Source organism: Corynebacterium uberis, from assembly GCF_020616335.1.
GTDB lineage: Bacteria > Actinomycetota > Actinomycetes > Mycobacteriales > Mycobacteriaceae > Corynebacterium > Corynebacterium uberis.
In genome coordinates this window covers 2,205,089-2,224,317 of record NZ_CP085051.1, presented here as the reverse complement: position 1 = coordinate 2,224,317, position 19,229 = coordinate 2,205,089, and the positions used below count along the sequence as shown (strand labels likewise).

At 62.7% G+C, this 19,229-nt stretch carries 19 protein-coding genes; 12 read left to right on the top strand and 7 right to left on the bottom strand.

Annotated elements, in window-relative coordinates; all coding sequences use genetic code 11:
- Positions 1-55 precede the first annotated feature (55 nt).
- Positions 56-955, top strand: coding sequence for a polyphosphate kinase 2 (ppk2, locus tag LH390_RS10165; protein WP_227281435.1), 900 nt, complete (start codon positions 56-58; stop codon positions 953-955).
- 58 nt (positions 956-1,013) lie between these two features.
- On the opposite strand, the gene LH390_RS10160 is transcribed toward ppk2, so the two are convergent.
- From LH390_RS10160 to LH390_RS10140, 5 genes are read right to left on the bottom strand one after another with little or no spacing between them, the layout of a single operon-like run.
- Entirely contained in the window at positions 1,014-2,228 is a 1,215-nt protein-coding gene (locus tag LH390_RS10160; RefSeq protein WP_227281436.1) for a hypothetical protein, read from the bottom strand.
- Complete coding sequence (locus LH390_RS10155) at positions 2,200-3,534, bottom strand: glycosyltransferase family 87 protein (protein ID WP_227281437.1); 1,335 nt, start codon at positions 3,532-3,534, stop codon at positions 2,200-2,202. The genes LH390_RS10160 and LH390_RS10155 overlap by 29 nt, the downstream gene beginning before the upstream one ends.
- 27 nt (positions 3,535-3,561) lie before the next feature.
- Positions 3,562-4,026 (bottom strand): MarR family winged helix-turn-helix transcriptional regulator, encoded by a 465-nt coding sequence (locus LH390_RS10150; protein WP_227281438.1) that lies wholly within the window; start codon positions 4,024-4,026, stop codon positions 3,562-3,564.
- Between the two features lie 53 nt (positions 4,027-4,079).
- Positions 4,080-5,387, bottom strand: coding sequence for a hypothetical protein (locus LH390_RS10145; RefSeq protein ID WP_227281439.1), 1,308 nt, complete (start codon positions 5,385-5,387; stop codon positions 4,080-4,082).
- A gap of 9 nt (positions 5,388-5,396) precedes the next feature.
- Positions 5,397-5,690 (bottom strand): rhodanese-like domain-containing protein, encoded by a 294-nt coding sequence (locus tag LH390_RS10140; RefSeq protein WP_227281440.1) that lies wholly within the window; start codon positions 5,688-5,690, stop codon positions 5,397-5,399.
- 128 nt (positions 5,691-5,818) lie between these two features.
- Between LH390_RS10140 and LH390_RS10135 the strand changes: the two genes are divergently transcribed.
- The 8 genes from LH390_RS10135 (at position 5,819) to LH390_RS10100 (ending at position 11,906) form a co-directional block, all read left to right on the top strand.
- Positions 5,819-5,983, top strand: coding sequence for a hypothetical protein (locus tag LH390_RS10135; RefSeq protein WP_227281441.1), 165 nt, complete (start codon positions 5,819-5,821; stop codon positions 5,981-5,983).
- Between the two features lie 110 nt (positions 5,984-6,093).
- Positions 6,094-7,143 carry a type IV toxin-antitoxin system AbiEi family antitoxin domain-containing protein gene (locus LH390_RS10130; RefSeq protein ID WP_227281442.1) on the top strand — a complete coding sequence of 350 codons (1,050 nt, stop codon included), beginning with the start codon at positions 6,094-6,096 and terminating at the stop codon, positions 7,141-7,143.
- Positions 7,115-8,059, top strand: a complete 945-nt coding sequence (locus LH390_RS10125) for a nucleotidyl transferase AbiEii/AbiGii toxin family protein (RefSeq protein ID WP_227326861.1) — start codon at positions 7,115-7,117, stop codon at positions 8,057-8,059. Before LH390_RS10130 ends, LH390_RS10125 begins: the two co-directional genes overlap by 29 nt.
- A 294-nt stretch (positions 8,060-8,353) precedes the next feature.
- Positions 8,354-8,959, top strand: a complete 606-nt coding sequence (locus LH390_RS10120) for a DUF4178 domain-containing protein (protein WP_227281443.1) — start codon at positions 8,354-8,356, stop codon at positions 8,957-8,959.
- Between the two features lie 20 nt (positions 8,960-8,979).
- The gene (locus LH390_RS10115; RefSeq protein ID WP_249214529.1) at positions 8,980-9,483 is read left to right on the top strand and encodes a DUF2617 family protein; all 504 of its coding nucleotides are present in this window, start codon (positions 8,980-8,982) and stop codon (positions 9,481-9,483) included.
- Complete coding sequence (locus tag LH390_RS10110; protein ID WP_227281445.1) at positions 9,480-9,893, top strand: DUF4247 domain-containing protein; 414 nt, start codon at positions 9,480-9,482, stop codon at positions 9,891-9,893. The genes LH390_RS10115 and LH390_RS10110 overlap by 4 nt, the downstream gene beginning before the upstream one ends.
- A gap of 52 nt (positions 9,894-9,945) precedes the next feature.
- Entirely contained in the window at positions 9,946-10,383 is a 438-nt protein-coding gene (locus LH390_RS10105) for a DUF350 domain-containing protein (protein WP_227281446.1), read from the top strand.
- A complete protein-coding gene (locus tag LH390_RS10100) occupies positions 10,380-11,906 on the top strand; it encodes a polyamine aminopropyltransferase (protein ID WP_227281447.1) in 1,527 nt (508 codons plus the stop codon). Before LH390_RS10105 ends, LH390_RS10100 begins: the two co-directional genes overlap by 4 nt.
- A gap of 60 nt (positions 11,907-11,966) precedes the next feature.
- Here the strand turns inward: LH390_RS10100 and LH390_RS10095 are convergent, their stop codons facing one another.
- Positions 11,967-12,443 carry an inorganic diphosphatase gene (locus tag LH390_RS10095; RefSeq protein ID WP_227281448.1) on the bottom strand — a complete coding sequence of 159 codons (477 nt, stop codon included), beginning with the start codon at positions 12,441-12,443 and terminating at the stop codon, positions 11,967-11,969.
- Positions 12,444-12,594: 151 nt separating this feature from the next.
- On the opposite strand from LH390_RS10095, the gene dacB reads away from it, so the two are divergent.
- The 3 genes from dacB to LH390_RS10080 all read left to right on the top strand — a co-directional run bounded on the left by dacB (position 12,595) and on the right by LH390_RS10080 (position 15,966).
- Complete coding sequence (gene dacB / locus LH390_RS10090) at positions 12,595-13,884, top strand: D-alanyl-D-alanine carboxypeptidase/D-alanyl-D-alanine endopeptidase (protein WP_227281449.1); 1,290 nt, start codon at positions 12,595-12,597, stop codon at positions 13,882-13,884.
- Complete coding sequence (tilS, locus tag LH390_RS10085) at positions 13,874-14,800, top strand: tRNA lysidine(34) synthetase TilS (RefSeq protein ID WP_227281450.1); 927 nt, start codon at positions 13,874-13,876, stop codon at positions 14,798-14,800. The genes dacB and tilS overlap by 11 nt, the downstream gene beginning before the upstream one ends.
- 920 nt (positions 14,801-15,720) lie before the next feature.
- Positions 15,721-15,966 (top strand): hypothetical protein, encoded by a 246-nt coding sequence (locus tag LH390_RS10080; protein ID WP_227281451.1) that lies wholly within the window; start codon positions 15,721-15,723, stop codon positions 15,964-15,966.
- 383 nt (positions 15,967-16,349) lie between these two features.
- Here LH390_RS10080 and LH390_RS10075 read toward each other — a convergent pair whose 3' ends face one another.
- Positions 16,350-19,202 carry a class I SAM-dependent DNA methyltransferase gene (locus LH390_RS10075; protein ID WP_227281452.1) on the bottom strand — a complete coding sequence of 951 codons (2,853 nt, stop codon included), beginning with the start codon at positions 19,200-19,202 and terminating at the stop codon, positions 16,350-16,352.
- Positions 19,203-19,229 lie beyond the last annotated feature (27 nt).

Sequence of the window (19,229 nt, the reverse complement as noted above, 5' to 3'; positions counted from 1 at the left end):
GGGGCGGTGTTTTTTCTTGCGCGGACAATGGCGCCAGTGTGGGTAAAATAAGCTCATGGCTGCCAATCACGACGACGATCTGCCCACCATCGACCTGGCCAAGACTGAAGGCTACGTCGTCGATGACTCCGATGAGGACGATCCCGCACTCATCCGACCCGACGGCACGCCCGTAGAAACGTGGCGCGAAAACTACCCCTATGAAGCTCGCCTGACCCGCGAGGAATATGACCACATCAAGCGCGCCCTCCAGATCGAGCTGCTCAAGTGGCAAAACTGGACCAAGGAAACCGGCCAGCGCCACATCATTCTCTTCGAGGGCCGCGACGCCGCCGGTAAGGGCGGCACCATCAAGCGCTTCAATGAGCACCTCAACCCCCGCGGGGCGCGCACCGTGGCGCTAGAAAAACCCAGTCCCCGCGAATCCACGTCCTGGTATTTCCAGCGCTATATTCAGCACTTCCCGTGCGCCGGGGAGATCGTCTTTTTTGACCGCTCCTGGTACAACCGCTCCGGCGTAGAGCGCGTCATGGGCTTTTGCACGGAATCCCAGCATGCGGAGTTCCTGCGCGAGGTCCCCATGCTAGAAAACATGATCCTGGGCTCCGGGATCTCGCTGACCAAGTTCTGGTTCTCCGTCACGCGCAAGGAGCAGCGCACCCGCTTTGCCATCCGCCAGGTGGATCCGGTGCGCCAGTGGAAGCTGTCGCCCATGGACCTGGCCAGCCTGGATAAGTGGGATGACTACACCCGCGCCAAGGAGGAGCAGTTCCGCTACACGGATACGGATGAGTCCCCCTGGATCACCATCAAGTCCAATGACAAGAAGCGCGCCCGCATCAACGCCATGCGGTATGTGCTGTCCAAGTTTGAGTACACGGACAAGGATCATGAGCTGGTCGCCGAGCCGGATCCGCGGATTGTCATGCGCGGGCGCGATCAGATCGGCGACTAGCCCCCGCTAGGCCTCGCCAGAGACCGCTAGCCTCCTCGCCAGAAACCGCCAGCCCCCGCTAGCTTTCCGCGGCGTCCTGCGGGCGGCGCAGCGTGCGCCACAGCCACATCCCGGCGATGACCAGCAGCGCCACGATGAGCAGGTTGCGGCCCGTGGCATACAGGTAGGACACAGCGGACGGGTTGGTCGAGGAGATAAACCCGTTAAACGTCAGCGGGTAGACGGCGGTGGTGAGCACGCAGGCGGCCAGCGTCACTGCGCAGGCGCCGCCGATGAGGCTGCGTGGCCGGCCGTCGAGAGCCAGCATTACCGCCAGCAGCGGGGTGACCCACATGAGGTATTGGGGGGAAAACACTTTGGAGGAGACCAGGATCCCGGCGATGGAGACCAGCCACAGGGCGCGGGTGGCGGTGGGGGTCAGCGCCCCGGTGCGCAGGAAGGCGCGCAGCGCCACTCCCAGAATCACCGCGGCCACGGCAATGCTGAGCACCGTGGTGGCTGCCAGCCCGACGGAGACATGCGGGCCGAAGACTTCAAAGCTTTTCGACGCCGCGTAATCAATCTTCCAGCGCTGCGGCGCCGCCCAGTGCGCCCACAAGAACGGCGTGGCCGCCACCGATTCCGTTTGGAGGCCGCGGTCCACCTGGTAGTCCAGGGGTGAGGTCACCCGGTCCCACCCCTGGGTCACCGTGGTCAGCGCAACGGTGGCCACCAGGGTCAGTCCCGCCCAGCCTAGGCGCATCCATGTGCCGCTGGCGCGCCAGTGGCCTACCAGGCCGGCGAGCAGGGCGGCGGGCCAGAGTTTCACGGCGGTGGCGCACGCGGTCAGGATTGCGCTGGCGGGGCCGCGGCGGGACAGCAGTGCGGCGGCCCACGCCACCAGCAGGCCTGCCATGAGGTCGAGGCGGCGGGTATAGATGGGCGCGAGTGCCAGGCCGGACAGCAGCCAGAACCATACTGCCCACCATGCGTGGCGGCGGGCGAGGTACCAGGTGAGAGCGGCGTCGCAAAGCAGAATCAGTGCGGCGAAGGCGACGGTGAAGTGGACGCGATCGTCGCCGGTGAGCAGGTGGAGTACCCGCAGCGGCACCACCCCAAGGTCGGGGTATTCGCGCAGCGCGGAGCCCTGCCCGGTGACGCCCTTGTAGTAGTACTTCACCTCTGGGGCGGGGCCGCGCTGGTGGGCGGCGAAGAGCAGCAGGGCCATGCGCGTGACCCACCAGCCGACGGCGCTGCCCAGCGGGCTATCGAGTCCGCGACGCAACTGGGACATAGCTCACCTCCCGGTAGACGGGGAAAATCGGCTCGGGCTTGGGCTCGGGCTTGGGCTTGGGCTCATTGTGAGGCACCGGGCGCGGGGTGCACATCTCCACCGCCGCGAGCACGCCGATGCCCAGCAGCACCACGCCGCGGACGGTGGCGCACAGGTAGGCCAGCGCGTCCGGCGCGGTGTTGGAGACAAACCCGGAGATGCGCACAGGGTAGACCACGGTGGTCGCCGCGGCCGCGATGAGCAGCCCCACCCCGATGGCGGGCAGTACCCACCGCCGCGGCGTGCCCACCGGGCGCACATCCAGCGCGAGCATGACCGCCACCAGCGGGCAGACCCACAGCAGATACTGCGGGGAGAGCACCTTGGACGTCACCAGCACTGCGATGAGCATGGTCAGCCACGCCGCACGCGAGGCGGGCGGGCTCGTCGGCGCGCGGTGATCCAGCGCCCGCCAAGCCACCAAGCCCAGGATCGCTATGCCCGCGCACGCGATAGCCACCGTGGTCACCGTGAGCAGGCCCGCCACCCCAGGACCGAAGATCTCATAGCTTTTCGACGCCGCGAAGCGCACCGGCCAGCGCTGCGGGTCACCCAAGCGCAGCCAATACAACGGGATCGCAGCCAGTGCTTCTACCTCGAGGCCGCGGTGGAACTGATAGCCCACAGGTGAGAGCAGGCGCGTCGGGCCCGCGGCCACCAGGGTGAGCAGCCCGGCTAGCGCCATGGTGCCTGCAGCCCAGCCCACGCGCACCCACGTGCGCGCATCACGCCAGTGGCCCACCAGCCCTGCAACCAGCACCACCGGGCCCAGCTTGATGGCGGTGGCCAGGCCAGTCAGCGCCCCGGCCACGCGGTCCGAGGTTCCCAATGCCGCCGCAGCGGCGGCCACCATCATGCCCGGCACCAGGTCCAGCCGGGTGAGCACGATGGGGGAAAGCACCACCCCGCACGCCAGCCAAAAGGCCAGCGCCCAGCGCGCGCGGGCGCGCACCAGGTACCAGGTCAGCGCGGCATCGCACGACAACAGCAGCAGCCCGAACGCGACGATGAAGCGCGTCTGATCCCCGCCGACAAGATGCTCCAGCACACCCAGTGGGGCGGCCAAAAGGTACGGGTACTCCTCCAGGGGCACGCGGCCCGGATCGGGGGAGTGCACCGAGCGGAAGTAATAGGGGATATCACCAGGACCGATGCGCGCGGCAAACAACGCGATGAGGACGCGGGTGGCTACCCACGCCAGGGCGCAAGACTCTGGAAAAGGTAGGCGCGCGCGCACGGCGGAAGACTTCAGGCGTGGGGCTAGCACGCCGCACATCGTATCAGGACAGCCTGCCTAGTCATCTTCCGTGGCAATGATCGCCTTAGCCAGCTTGCGCAGGTGCTTGAGTTGTTTAGACGTGGACTCGTCCAGGGCCTCATCCTCGCCGCGGGTAACCAGCTTTTCTAAGTCCGCACGCGCCTTGTGGCCCTTCTTAGTAATCGCCACAATCTGGCGGCGTCGATCCTTCGGATCCCGCTCCCGGGCCGCCCAGCCGTGCTTCTCCAGCGAATCCACCAGGCGGACCATATCGGAGGTATCGATCATCAGGGTCGCCGACAAGGCAGTCTGGCTGGTGGCATCCCCGTCATCCAGGCAGGTAAGCACCCAATACTCGCGCAGGGACGTCGAATGCTCCGCCAGCCGCGACTCCACCTCATCGCGGGTGCGCCGACGCAGCCGCTCCAACTGGAACGACGGCGACTGCAACAACGCGGGCGGAATAGCGGGAGCCGAAACCGGAGCCTTCTTCGACGACATGGCTCAATGCTACCTAGCCCAGCATGGAAGCTGCGAACTATGGGTGACCACCACTACTCCTTGGGCCCGCCGTGGGACGCCGCCAGCGCCCGGCGGGTCTCCGCGCGAAACGCGCTGACCAGCCACGCCACTGACACCCCAAAGGCAACAAGCAACAATCCGTTGCGGCACGCGGCGATGACGTAGGCGATGTCATCGCGATGCGAATTAGACACCATGCCCGCGTAGTGCAGCGGGAAGATCTGCGTGGTGGCATAAGCCGCCCCCAACACGCACACCGCAATGACCGCCGGCTGCCAGCGCCACACCACCTGGCCCGCGGCGGTGCGGGTCTTGAGGTCACACGCGACCACCGCAGCCACCAGCGGGCCCAGCCACAGCATGTACTGCGGGGAGAGCACCTTGGCGGTCACCATGATGCCCAACACCGTGGTCAGCCACAGCACCCGAGTGACCAAGGGGTCCCGGCCGCCAGTGCGCACAAAACGCACGCCCACCACTACCAGCACGCCGGCAGCCACCGCCACGGACGCCCACGTGGACACCGCCAGCAGGGTGGAGACGTGGGGGCCAAAAATCTCAAAGCACTTCGACTCCGCAAAATCGATCGGCCACCGCTGCGGATCCTTCGCATGGAACCACAACAGCGGCGTTGCGGGAACGGCTTCCACATGCAAGCCGCGCTCCTGCTGATACACCAGCGGGGAGACCACCCGCGCCCACCCGCGAGTCATGGCCGTAATGGTGCTGACCGCCACGATGGCCAGCCCCGCCCACGCCAAGCGCAGCCACGTGCCCCCCGCACGCCAGTGGCCCACCAGACCAGCCACCAGGGCGACCGGCCACAACTTGGCACACGCCGCCAAGCCCACCAGGGCGCTTGCCGCCGGGCTTGCCGAACCCACCCACAGCGCGGCCACCGCCACCAGCAACCCCGGAAGCAAATCCAGGCGGCGGATAAACAACGGGCCAAGCACCAGGCTAAACGCTAGCCAAAAGCCCAACGCCACCCACGCCCTGCGGCGGGCCAACATCCAACACAAGATCGCATCCAGGGTCAGGATGGCCACGGCAAAAGCGACGACGAACTGATCCTTGTTATCGCCCACCAGGTGGTGGAGCAGCCGGGGAATCCACACGGTCAGATCTGGGTACTCGCGCATCGCATCGGCCTGCCCAGCCTGCTCCCTGCGCACCCCGCCGTAAAAATAGAACACATCCGTGCGGGTAGTGGGGTGGCGAAGGGCAAAAAGGACGAGCAGCACGCGGGTGCAATACCAGGCCACCACCGCGGTGGCAGAGGCAAGGCGGTGGCGTTGAGTAGCGCTCAGCGCAGGCAAGGCAAAAGCAGGCATGGACATCTGGCCGGTCTACTCGGTGGGAAGACCCGCAGCCAACCAGGCCTGGGTGCCGCCCGAAACGTTGTACACGCTCGCCTGCGGCACGGCCTGTTCTAAGTACTCGGCGCAATGCGCCGAACGCCCACCAGCCTGGCAGATGAGGTACACCGGCCGAGACGTGTCTACCTGGGCGAGCTGGGTGACAAACTGGCTCATCGGAATGTTGATAGCCCCCGCGGCGTGGGCGGTGGCGTACTCGTCCGGCTCGCGGACGTCGATAAGCTGAACGCCCTGGGGGACGTCGGCGACGGTGACGGTGTGCATGGCGGGACCTACTCCAAACGATTGCGGGGGCCATAATGACTGACAAAGCAGTCTAGCGGGTGGCTGCGCTACCCTTGCCACAACCGTGCGGCGCGCGGACGGAACAGGCGACAACCAGGAGGTGTGAGGTGAAATCTGCGGAAAACATCCTGTTTCCTGCCGTGGGAGTGGTTCTATCCCTGTGGTGTCTGGCTCGGGGAGATTCTGTGTGGGACACCGTCATCTTTACCCTGTTTACCGCCTTTTTCACGTGGATCCTGGTCGTCCGGCTGGATCGGCGGCACAAGGAGTGATGCGTGGGGCGCGGCGATCGCAAGGACTCGATCCCGCGCCGCGGTAATTTTTGTGCCACGAAAGCTAGGGCAGGTGGCACGAAAATTCCGACTGTGCTAATTTTTGAGCCATGGACAGCGCAGAAGCTTTGGAGATTGTGGGTGACCTAGCGTCACAGCAATGGGGGCTGGTGACGTCTGCGCAGGCGAAGGATCAGGGGGTAGATGTGCCAACTCTGTCGCGACTGACCCGAAGTGGGGTGTTGGAACGGGTCCGGCACGGTGTGTACGTCACACCTGGAGCAACACAATCCGCCGAATTGGAGCTCAAGGCCCAGTGGCTCGCGTTGAAACCAGATCTCATGGCAGCAGATAGGTTGACCGACCCACAACACGCTGGCGAAGCGGTGGTTTCCCATACCACCGCGGCAGAGTTGTGGGGTATTGGGGACCTGTGGTCTGACGGCATTCACTTCACCACGAAGACCCGACGTCGAAGCCGGCAAGCAGAGGTCACGTTCCATACGGCTGATTTTGCTGAGGAAGACTGGGTGATTCACCCACGCGCACGTCTACCGGTGACGACGGTCGGACGAACGATCGCTGACCTTGCTCGCGATGGGCACGAGGCGGACCATCTGCTCAACCTTGTTGCAGACGCTGCGGCCAATGAACTGATAGACCAGGAAACTTTGCTAGAAGCGGTCACTGGACTCGAAGTCGAATTTGGACTAAAAGCCAAAGATGTTCGTGGATTAAAGCTCCTGGTTTCTTCACGGTTCCCCGTCGATGAAACCGAGCACAAGCTCAGCTCCATGATTGAAGACGCCATAGGTCCAATTCAGAAACGAATGGAGGATTTTTTAAAACAGCAACAAATAGCACAAAAATGGATGGAACAAATAGGGGCTGCTACATATTCAAATGTGGCAATGTTTTCCAGCATGCAGAGATTACTCGGCCCCAAATTTGACATAGAATACTTGAGAACGCCCGTACGTGAGATGCAAAATATTACACCTCCACTTCCTGATCTAGCTAAGCGTTTTAGAGAGTTGAAAATACCTACGCCTAATCCAGCCATCTTTGAACCATTCGTTCAAGGCCTACAGGAACAAATGGTCCCAAATTATGATGAGGATAGGGAGCGTGATGGTGATGGCACAAAAGCCAAAGGCTAGAAGAACCCACGGGAAAATTTCTTCTGCGTTGAAGGAAGAAGCCAAGAGCAAAGGAAAGAGCGTTACGGACGCTTACAACCAATTTTTTAGAGAAACCTTTCTCAATCTCGTAATGGAGAGCCAATCTGGTTGGGTGTTGAAGGGTGGTTCGGGAATTTATTGTAGGATTCCTGGAGCGCGGCAAACTAAGGATTTAGATTTGTACCGTCAAGAAAACACAACTTCATCTTGGGAATCTGCCGAGATCCTTGTAGACACAATGAATGGAAAGAGGACTGGGCCGTACGAATTTCGATTGTCACATCCAAAGTCTACGAGATCGGGTGGGGCAGTTGAAAGTGAGCGAATAAGTGTTTCGGTGAGATATGGAGTGGAGCACAACGAACTAGTCCATTTTACGGTCGACGTCAGCGGTGATATAAAAGCTGCTGATGTAGTAGAGCCTTTAACGGTCAGTGCTACCTTTGAGGTGGTCACGGAGTTTTTGCCTCAAGAGTTTTTTGTTTATGTGTATCCGGTTGCAAACCAGATGGCGGATAAAGTCTGCGCAATGTATGAACGATATGGATCAAATCCCCCCGGTAAGCCTTCCACACGTTACCGTGATCTCTATGACCTCGCTCTCATGGCTAGGTCACTTTCTGTGAAGTATGCTGATCTTAAGAGAGCATTGGATGAGCAACAGGTTGTTCGACGATTCTCTTTGCCAAGCACGCTTGTGGTCCCGGATGATGAATGGTTATTGAAGTATCCGGAAATTGTTAGAGGATTCGGTAATGTTGAGTCGGGTTTGGATAATATAGAAGAAGCGCTTCGTGTCGCAGGTCTTTTGCTCAACCCCCTCCTGTGTGTCGAAACTGCTCGGCGGAACCGTACATGGGATCATCGCAATTTAATGTGGATCGATGAGGGATAGTGTGTCACCATTTTATCCAGAACAGGAAAATGTAATTCTTAAGGGAGTGATCAGGAGTCTGGCCAGCTTTGAATATCACTTTCAGTCATAGGCAACAAAATGCTCGATTGACGGCTCTGTACTACACATGAATGTTCTGCTAGCTTTATGGGCCGCAATCGCTGAGCTGCGGCACAAGCGGCGGCGAGGGGACGCAAGATAAGCAGGATCGTGCGGCGCTGCGTCGGTGGTTGGGGTGTGCCAGAATGTGGGGAACAGTCCAACGGCCGGTGCGACCGGACAAGGTGAGGTGCAATGAATTACTGGTGGATCATTCTGGCACTCGTGGCGGGGGCGGCGGCGGTGTACTTCCTTATGCGGGGCGCGCAGGCGTCGCGCAAGGAGCAGCAGCAGCGCCGCGGTGTGCGGCAGGATCCGCTGGCGCAGGCGACGCCGGATCGGAAGTTTGGTCCGGACATGCTGGGGCCGGGGGCAATCGTGACGTATGGTGCCACGGACTATGTGGTGCGCGGCAGCGTGGAGGTCCGGCAGGGCTATTACGTGTGGCATGAGCACATGCTTGATGGGGGCAGTGGCTCGGAGTGGTTGTCGGTGGATGTGAGTGAAGGCCAGTTGGACTTGTCCTGGTGGACGACGCGCACGGATCTTCAGCTCACGCCCGCGCCGCAGGTGACCGTCGATGGGGTGACCTACCGGAAGAAGGAGTCGGGCGTGGCGGATTTCACCACGGAGGGCACCACGGGTCTGCCGGAGTCCGGCTCGCTGGAGTACTGGGATTACCAGGGTCCGGACGGCAAGCTGCTGGGCTTGGAGCGCTTTGGGTCTGGTCCCTGGGAGGTTTCGGTGGGCCGCGAGCTGCGCTCCGGGGAGGTCATTGTCTACCCGGCCCCAGAGCAGTGAGCCGGGTGCTGGAGTTGTCCGTGGCACCCGCGGACACGCGCGCCGGGGATTTGTTGCTGCGGCTCAATGGCCCGGAGGCGCCGCTGTTGGCGCGCGATGTGGTGCGCGCGGGTGCCGGGTCACTGGAGTTGGGGATCATTGGCGCGTCCCATGTGGTTTCGGTGCGCGACGGTGCGCATAAGTTGGTGTGGCGGGAGGAGATCTCGTGCCGCTCGCTTAGCGACGCCCCCGTCCCCACCCCCGCGCCCACCTGCGACGTTGCCCTGCCGCCCCGCTACGAGTGCGCGGGCTACTGCTTGCGCAGCCGCGTGGACGTGGCCGGTGATTTTGTGGCCCAGGCCGGCGCGCTGGTGGCAGACCTCGAGCGCGGCGGCTGGCTGGTTGGCCGCTTCCCTGGGGCGGGCCCGTTTCACCTGACCGCGCTGTGCGGGGCGGCGACTGCGGATGGTTGGAGTTGGCGCAGCGTGCACCTCTACCCGGGGGAGGCCACCATCGTGCGCACGGAAAGCAAGGTGTCACTATGAGCTCTCGTGGAAACTACGTCCTGGCACTGCTGTTGGCGCTGCTCGCGGTGCTGTTTTTGATGATCGGCTGCGGCTCCGGTTCTGGGGATCGGCAGCAGGAACGCTCCGCTGACCAGGTGACGGGGCAGTGCACCCACCCGGAGTCGGCGGAGGCTAGCGCGGACGACGTTGAGCAGCGCCTGGGCACCCCGCAGGCGCGGGCGACTGACGACGCCACCGGGGACATCTACCTGCGCTACTCCCGCTTTATCATCCGCGTCCACGCCGCGGGCGGGACCTGCCAGGTGACCAAGGAGGACCTGGGGCGCGTCCACAACGGAGGCCTGATCTTCTTGGGGCCCGGGTTTAGTCCGTCCTCGCCCAGCGGGTCGTCTGGCGGATCGTCCGGCTCCCGGGGTGGGGTGAAGTAGGCGGCAGATTCCCGCGGTGCGCGGCGCACCGCACAGGTAGCGGAGGAAAAACATGGATACGCAGTTTGTGCAGGACTTAGTCAGCGGCGTGGGCGGCACGGTGGCCTACTTCGCGGTGGCCGCGGTGGTGCTCGTCGTGGGGTTTTGCGTGCTTGATGCGCTCACCCCGGGCAACCTGCACCAGTTGGTGTTTATCCACCACCTGCCCAACGCGGCGGTGCTTGCCGCGGCGGGGCAGATCAGTTTGGGCATCATCGTGGTCAGCGCGATTGTTCATTCCCCGGAGGCTGTGGCTGCTGGCCTGGTGTACACGGCGGTGTATGCCGTGGTGGGGCTGGTTATCCAAGCGGTAGCGCTGGTGGTCATTGAGGTGCTTATTCCGGGCCGGGTGCGTGACGTGGTGCGTGACCCGCAGTTGCGCGCGGGCGTCGTGGTAGCTGGGGTGTGCCTGGTGGTGGTGGCCTGCGTTAACGCCGCGTGCATGTCATGATCGCATCCCGGCGCTGGCTGCTGTTGGTCTCGGTGGCCATTTGTGCCGCCTCCGGGCTGGTGTATGAGCTGGCCTTGCTCAGCTTGTCTACCTCGCTCAACGGGGGCGGGGTGGTGCAGACCTCGCTGATTGTGGCCGGCTATGTGGCGGCCCTGGGCGCCGGCGCGCTGGCCGCGGCCCCGCTGGTGCACTGGCCCGCCCAGGCTTTCCTGGCGGTGGAAACGGCCCTGGGGCTGATCGGCGGGGTCAGCGCCGTGGTGTTATACGTGTTCTTCGCGTTGGTGGGCCAGTCCACCGCGGTGCTGGTGGTGGCCACGGGGCTGATCGGCGTGTTGGTGGGCGCGGAGTTGCCGCTGCTCATGGTGCTGGTGCAGCGTGGTCGGCAGGCGGATGCCCCCACGGTGGGCCGGCTGGTGTCCACGCTGAACTTTGCGGACTACTGCGGTGCTTTGCTGGGCGGGTTGGCCTGGCCGTTTGTTTTGCTGCCGTGGCTGGGGCTCATGCGCGGGACGATGGCCGCCGGGGTGGTCAACGTGGTGGCGGCGGCGTTTGTGGCGGTGGTGTTGCTGCGCACGTGGATGCCGTTTCGCCACTTCTGCGCCGCGATGGTGGCCCTGGGGGTGTCGCTGGCGGTGCTGGTCACGCTGCTGGTGCGCAGCGAGGGCATTGTGACCACGGCGCGCCAGCAGCTGTATGCGGACCCGGTGGTCTATGCCCACCAGTCGGCCTACCAGGACATTGTGGTCACGCAGCGGGGTAAGGACAGGCGCCTGTTCCTCAACGGGGGTTTGCAGTATTCCACCCGGGATGAGGCGCGCTATACGGAGTCTTTGGTCTACCCGGCGTTGCGGGGCCGCGGGCAGGACGTGTTGGTCATCGGCGGCGGGGACGGCCTGGCCGCCCGCGAGCTGCTGCGCATGGGTGCGCGCGTGACCCAGGTGGAGCTGGACCCGGAGATGGTGCGGGTGGCTAATACGGTGTTGCGGGAGGACAACGGCGGGTCGTTGGAGGATCCGGGAGTCGACGTGATCACCGATGATGCGTTTACGTGGCTGCGCGCCCAGCGCGGCCCGGGGCGTTTCGATGCCGTGATCGTGGACCTGTCTGACCCGGACAATGAAACAATGGCGCGGCTGTATTCCACGGAGTTTTATGCCCTGGCCCGCCAGGTGTTGCGCCCGCAGGGGCGCATGGTGGTCCAGGCGACGTCGGCCTACACCACCCCGGATGTGTTTTGGCGCATTGGCGCCACGCTGCGGGATGCGGGCTGCGCGGCGACGATTCCCTACCACGTGCATGTGCCCACGTTTGGGGACTGGGGTTTCCAGCTGTGCGGGCCGGCCGGCACGCGGCTGGCCCTGCCCGACGGCGCACCGCAGCTGCGCTATCTCACCCCGGAGGTGCTGGCCGCCGCGCAGGTTTTTGGGGCAGATAATCAGCCGCGCGAGCTGGCGCCGTCGACGCTGGATCATCCGCGCATTGTCGATGACCTGCGCCGCGGCTACCGCCAGGCAGGCGAATAGCCCCCGAGCCCCCGCGCCGCTTATCTTTGAGCCCCCGAGCCCCCAGCTGAAGCCCGCGGCCTACTTGCCGGCGCGCTCGATGGCCTCGGCGAGGATCTTTTCTGCCTCGGCCTTGTTGCCCCAGCCGGAGCCGTGGACTTCCTTGCCGGGCTCCAGGTCCTTGTAGTGGACAAAGAAGTGCTCGATTTCGTCCTTGACAAAGCTGGAGATGTCCTCGATGTCCTGGAACTGCTCGTAGCGCACGTCGTCGAGGACGCACAGCAGCTTGTCGTCGCCGCCGGCCTCGTCGGTCATCTTGAACACGCCGACGGGGCGGGCTTCCACGATGACGCCGGGGAAGACGGGCTCGGGCAGGATGACCAGGGCGTCGAGCGGGTCGCCGTCTTCGCCGAGGGTGCCGTCGATGTAGCCGTAGTCCGCGGGGTAGGCCATGGGGGTAAACAGGTAGCGGTCCAGGTGGACCTTGCCGGTCTCATGGTCGATCTCATACTTGTTGCGTGAGCCCTTGGGGATCTCCACGGTCACTTCAACGCTCATCGGTGGGCGCTCCTTCATGTTGATTGTTGGTGGCGTGGGCGCGGGTGCCTACGCCGTACGGAACCGGCTTCCATCCTAGCCCGGGGCGTGTGCGGGTTTGGTTGTGGCGTGTCTGCCGCGGGCGGGGTTGGGCGGCTACTGTGGTGAGGCGATGACTAAGAAGGCGTGGTGGATAGCGGCGGCGAGTGCGACCGCGGTGGTGGTTGCCGGTGTGGCAGGCGTGGGTGTGGCGTGTCAGCAGCGTTATGCCGCGTTGGAGCACGGCCCGGCGGTGCAGGTGGTGGCTCCGCAGCCGTTGTTGGAGCCGGCGCAGCCGACCGGTGAGGTGGATGTGGCGGCGTTGCGTGCGCGCCTGGAGCAGTTGGCCGCGGATCCTGCGTTGGCCACGTTTGGGGCGAAGGTCACGGAGGTGGGTTCTGGGCAGGTGCTTCTCGACGCCGCCTCCACCACCCCGTTGCGCCCCGCCTCCTCCACCAAGGTGCTCACCGCTTCTGCGGCGCTGGTGGAGTTGGGCGCCCAAGATCGCATTGTCACCCAGGTGGTGGAGGGAGAGCTGCCGGGCACGGTGGTGATTAAGGCCGCGGGCGATGTGTGGATGACCAAGGAGGCCATCGGGGAGCTGGCCGAGCAGATCAAGTCCGCTCACCCGGAGGTCACGGGCGTGTTCATTGATACGTCAGTGTGGTCGGGGGAGACGATTTTGCAGGGCTGGAATCCGGCGGATGTGGATGCCGGGTTTGTGGCCCCGCTGGAGCCGGCGATGATTAACGGCGCGCGCCTGGGCGGGGAGGTAGACGGTGACGTGCCGCGCTCGCATACTCCCGCCCACGATGTGGCGGCGGCGCTGGCGGAGCAGCTGGGGGTGACCACGGTGGGGCAGGCGACTGCGCCGCAGGGGGCTGCGGTGGTGGCCAAGGTGGCGTCGCCAAGCTTGAGTGAGCGCATCGCGGCGATGATGGTGCATTCGGATAACGTCATGGCGGAGGCCATTGGGCGGGAGGTGGCGGTGCACCGGGGCGTGACCGCGGACGCTGCTGGGGCCACGCAGTCCACGCTGGAGGTGCTGGCGCAGGCGGGCTTTGACCTTGAAGGCGTGACCCTCCAGGACAATTCGGGGCTGTCGGTGGATAACCGGATCCCGCCGGCGCTGCTGGAGGCGCTGGTGCGCTCCGCGGCGACGGATACGCAGCTGCGCGCCCTGCTGCCCACCCTGCCGGTGGCGGGCGGTTCCGGGACGCTGGAGCAGCGCTACGGGCAGCTGGATGGGCGCGGGTGGGTGCGTGCCAAGACGGGCACGCTGGACAACACGTCTGCGCTGGCTGGCACGGTGGTCAGCCGCTCTGGGCGGCTGTATAGCTTTGGCATGATCTCTAACGGCTCGCAGATCACCGCCGCCCGCGGGGCGCTCGACGCCCTGGCCTCCGCGCTGCATGATGCTTAACCTGCCCCACGATCCGCCGCATTTCCTCCAGGTCCGCCTGGGGGTGCGCCGCCACGTCCGCGCGCACTTGGCCGGGGTCGCCGAGGTGTGCGTGGGGCTTTCTGGCGGTCCGGACTCGCTGGCGCTGCTCGCCGGGGTGCTTGCCGAAGGCCTGGCCGCCACGGCGCTGATCGTCGACCACCAACTTCAGGAGGGCTCTGGTGCGGTGGCGGCGCGTGCCGCCGAGCAGGCGCGGGCGTGGGGAGCTAACACCCGGGTGCTGCCCGTGACCGTCGCTGGGGAAGGCGGGATGGAGGCGGCTGCGCGCCGGGCACGCCTGGAGGCGTTGCAGGCCGCGGCCTGCGGTGCGCCGGTACTGCTGGGCCACACGCTAGACGACCAAGCCGAAACCTTCCTGCTTGCCGCCCTGCGCGCCACCCCCGGCGGCATGCTCCCCGTGCGCGACTGCTTCCACCGCCCTCTGCTGGCCGTGCGCCGCGCCGACACCCACGGGGCATGCGCCGAGCTGGGAATACAGCCCTGGCACGACCCGCAAAACTGTGATGTTGCCTACCGGCGCGTCGCCGTGCGCCACCTACTGCCCACGCTTGCCGACGCCCTGCACGCCGACCCCGCACCTCCACTCGCCGGTGCTGCCACCCGCGCCGCCGCCGACGCCGCCGCAGTAGAACAGTGGGCCGCGAGCGTGGACCCCACTGACGTTGCGGCGCTGGCCGCGCTGCCCCCGGCGGTGCGCTCCCGGGCACTAGCACGCCTGATCCGCGACGCCGGGGGGCGGGTGACCCAGAATCATGTGGCTGCCGTCGACGCCCTGGTGATGACCTGGCATGGGCAAGGCCCGGTGGACGTGAGCGGTGGCGTGCGCGTGCGCAGGGATGGGGGGTTGGTGGTGGAAAGGGCGAGTACGGAGCAGTGAAGTAGCAGCAAGTATTCAGTTCGTGGCAGGGGAGGCTCAAGGAAGGTGGCTCATGTGGTGTTCAGCCGGTATTAGGGCTTAGTGAAGAGTCCTGCTCGGCCGATTCGAGGCAAGCATTGAGGGGCTTCCGTTTTGAACACCCGCAAACCTTGGAGGCTGGGAAGCCACCGGTAGTACGAAGATCAACTACAAGTCATTGCCTGATCCACAACTTCCCCTAGAAGCATGTCCACCCGAACGGGAGCTCTCGCCCTCAATCAAGAAGTCTATTGAGCACAATTTCCATCAGGTCGTCACTTCGCGTACGCGTAGCCGAACCGTGTGAAAGCCAAAAGGGTTCAGTGACGCCTCCCCCATAGAAGGACGTCACCACCTTCAATCTCGCTGACATCCTGTCGAGTGTCTATGTCAGACCAGGCTCGGCGTGACTGGCAGAACCGAAACAGAAGTGTGATCCATTATACGTATGGTGGGTTAGCTACATACGGGAGGGGGGTTATCCACAGCTTGGCAAAAGTTATCCACAGGAGCAGCGCAAAAACTACAGTGATGTAATTCCGTGATGTAATATATGCCCATGAGCGCCAAAAGCCCCGAGCGTCGGGGTTGCGGACAGCTCGGGGCTAGAGGCTAGTTTGGTGGCTAGGCTCCCTAGTCTACAGCTTTTCGTGCGCAGCGCTCACCATTTGGCGAAAGCCGGAAAGTAGGTGTCGCATGACACGCAAAGTCCATCGAAGCGCTTCTACGGGACGGTTCGTGAGAGCTGCTACGGCAGTGCGGAGTCCCCGTACCACGACTACCGAGGTGGTGGGGAACGGGGGCAATAGGTCGGTCTACCGATCTGCAATCACAGGCCGATTCGTCTCAGAAGCGGCAGCTAACCGACACCCAAACACCACGATCAGGCAGGGGGTCTAGCTGTGAATTCCTACATCGATGAGAAAACTCTGGGTAAACTTACCCAATCGATCGCGAAGGAAACTGCGAAACGATACGAGCGAGATTTCGCTGCACTCGCCCGCTCTTACAAGGGCAAGCCGGTTGCGGTGATAAAGCCTCGTATTGCGGCTATCTTCAAGAAGCATGGAGGGTCAGTTTCTAATAAAGAACTGGCACAATATGCCCAGATGGTTAGCGAAGGGGTCAATATCCACTTCCGGGCGTAAATGTTGCAAGCTACGGTGCGTCTCGAAGTGTAAATTTTACTTCGAGGCGCGTTGTAGGGCATAGATGAGGCAGGGGGAGCGGTATTTTGGACGTGAATATAGGTCCAAAATTGTGTGCCTCGTGTTTAGTTGTCGATATGGTTCATTGGTAATTATTTGGATTATTGCGGTATTATCTCATGGTTATTGGTCAAGTTGGCTGATGGCTAACAGGTATCTGCTCCTTTTCTACTGTGGGACCTGCAGGAAACTAGACGGGGGATTAAGATTTGGGCATTAGGTAATGATTGGCACGCCTGGTACGTGTTTGAATTACTGCAAGTCGATTGATGGCAGATGAACGTTGAGGGGTGACGATGTTTGGGATAATGGCCGGGCGTAATTTATTCACCTATGACCTCCCCATAAAGCTTGAACAGGTGGGAAACGATGGCCTGCTCCCGGGTATCATCATCACGATCAGAGAAGTCCACGCCGTAGGCGCGCTCCACCGCGGTGTCGAGCCCAGCATGTGCCTTGGTCAGTGCGGGATAGAGGAACGCATTATCGGGGTCATACATGTCCGCGAGAGTTGAATCCGGGTATTGAGCGCGGGCATCGAGGACGGATTGGGCGCAGCGTTCGATTGAATTTTTCATCGTGGCGTCAGGCTGAGGCCAGATGAAGTTGTTGTAGACGACCCCGCCGGAGTAGCGATAATCGCTCTTGAGTCTTCCGCCGACAGTGCGCATCCACGCATTGTGGAACTGCGAGTGCAGGACCCCGAAGTGGTACAGGGTGGCATTGGGGATGAGGAAAACTAGATCGCTAGCGAAAATCTCGGGTTCGATCAAACCAAGTGGGATATAGCTGCGCCGCTCAGAAGATACTTTAGGAACAACAATGGAGTTTCCCTTTGGCATTTTCTCCACTTGAAAACGGGTGGGTGATTCAGCGAGTTTGAGCGTGGATATGCGTTTACTTGACAAGCGAAAGTCCCGAACTGCCAGCACTCTTTCTCGTGCCAGTGGCATGCGTTTGAAGTCCGCTGGAGTTGCGTTGCCAAGCCACAAGACCCAGCGTTCGGAACCCTGCAGAAATTCTCTGGCCCCGATCCAAGGATGGAAAAATGATTCGGAGTAGGGCTCCGCTTTAATGAAGTCGTTCTTCTCTTCTGGGGTGAAGAGGTAGTGGCCGCCATCGATGGGCTGATTCCCGATGCCAATCGCAGGGATGGCACACAGGGCCTTGCTACGATTCCACACGAACGCATCAGGTGCGTCGGCAAGGTAAGGGTTCAATCTGCCTGGTAGTTGCAGGTGTGCCTCTGCATCGGGGCCGGGGTGGTGATACAGGCGCACGGGGTCATTTTGTTTAGAGAATCCAACGATGACGCAAAATACGTGTGCCTGTTGGGCGGCCTCGTTGCCCCACCGGAATGTGTCGTGGGCGAAATTGATCCGGAAGCCTTGGCAAGTGATGGGATACCACACGTTGGCAACCTGCTCACCCTGGCAGATCGAATTGGTTGATACGAATGCTGTGCGGACAGGAAAGTCGCCCATATACTCAGCGGCTTTGATGTACCAGCCAGCAACGTAGTCGATGTTGCCTACATTCTTGGTGCCCTTGGGAAAGACGTCCTTGAGCTCGGCCTTCTGCTCCTTCGATTGATTGCGGGCGCCCAAAAACGGCGGGTTGCCAATGATGTAATGGCAATTCTCTGGGGGCAGGACCTCGGTCCAGTCCACCCGCAGGGCGTTGCCGTGGTGGATGTGGGCGGCGTCGCGAAGCGGAAGGTCCGCGATGTTGGTGGTGATGATGGTCTGGGCCTCGATGTTGGCCTGGAGTTGGGCGATCCACAGTGCGGTTGATGCGACGGCGACGGCGAAGTCATTGATTTCCAGGCCGTAGAACTGGTCCAGGGAGATCTTTAAGGGGGTGGCGCCGATGTCATCGAAGCCGAGGACGTTTTGGTCGCCCACAAGCACCGAGAGGATCTTGTTTTCGATGCGCCGCAGCGAGATGTAGGTCTCGGTGAGGAAGTTGCCGGAGCCGCAGGCCGGGTCGAAGAAGGTTAGCCCGGCGATTTTGTCGTGGAAGCGTTTCAGCTGGTTGTTGCGCTTGATGGGGCCGAGGGAGGCATCGTCGAGGATCGCGGCCAGCTCGTCTTTAAGGCCGTCCAAGAACAGCGGATCAATGACCTTGTGGATGTTCTCCGGGGAGGTGTAGTGCATGCCTCCCTTAGCGCGAGTCTCCGGGTTGAGTGTGGATTCAAAGACCCCGCCGAAGATCGTCGGGCTGATCTGGGCCCAGTTGGTGTTCTGGGAGATCTCCTGCAAGAGCAGGCTAAGCAGCTCCGGGGTGAAATGGGGGATCTCCTCCTCAGCCGCGAACAGCCCACCATTGACGTAGGGGAAGACCTTCAAATCATCCGAGAGATACGGGTCGCGCTTCTCCACCGGGGTGTTAAGCACGGTGAAAAGTTCCTTGAGCATCCCGCGCACCAGGTGCGGTGGCGCGCCGTCGAGGTAGTGGAACAGCGCGTCCTTTTGGAAGAGCCCGGCGTCCTCGGCGAAAAGGCAAAACACCAGGCGCACGCACAGCACGTTGAGCGCGTGCTGGTTGGCCTCCGTGTCCGGGTCCAAATACTGGGCGCGCAGGCCGGTGTAGAGCTTGCCCACCAGCTCGCCGGCGTCCATGGACACCTTTTCCTCGCGCTTGAGGCGGGCCCGCTGGGGGTCGATGAGGAAATCGAGCAGGTGAATATTGTCGGGGAGCTCGGCGAGCTCAAATTCGACGGCAGGCTCGTGCGCGGTCACACTATTGAGGTCATGGATGCGGAACGTGCCAAAATTGCACACGATAATAAAGTCAGGCCGCTGCGAATTGGGCAGCGTATCCGCATAGTTTCGCGCCTGCTGGAACGGGGTGACCATCTCCCCCTGGCGCACATCGGGCTTGTCCAGGTCCACGCCCAGGGACTTTTGCTCAATAAACGTCTTCGCGTCCGCGATAACCACGTCAATGTAGCCGCGCGAAATGGTGCGCTGTTCAAAGCGTACATTCGTGGTCACATCCTCCATGCCCACCACAGAGCCCAACAGCTCTAGCCAGAAACTTGAAGTATCGCCCTTTTCATAGCCGCGTCCTGCCCACTTGGCTGCGAACTTGCGGGCGGCCGCGCGGCGCTGGGCCTCAACGTTCACCGCCTCAGTGGGGTTCGTGGGGTGGGGTGCGGCAGGAGCATGAGTCATGCGAAACATCCTAGGTCAGCCCTAGCG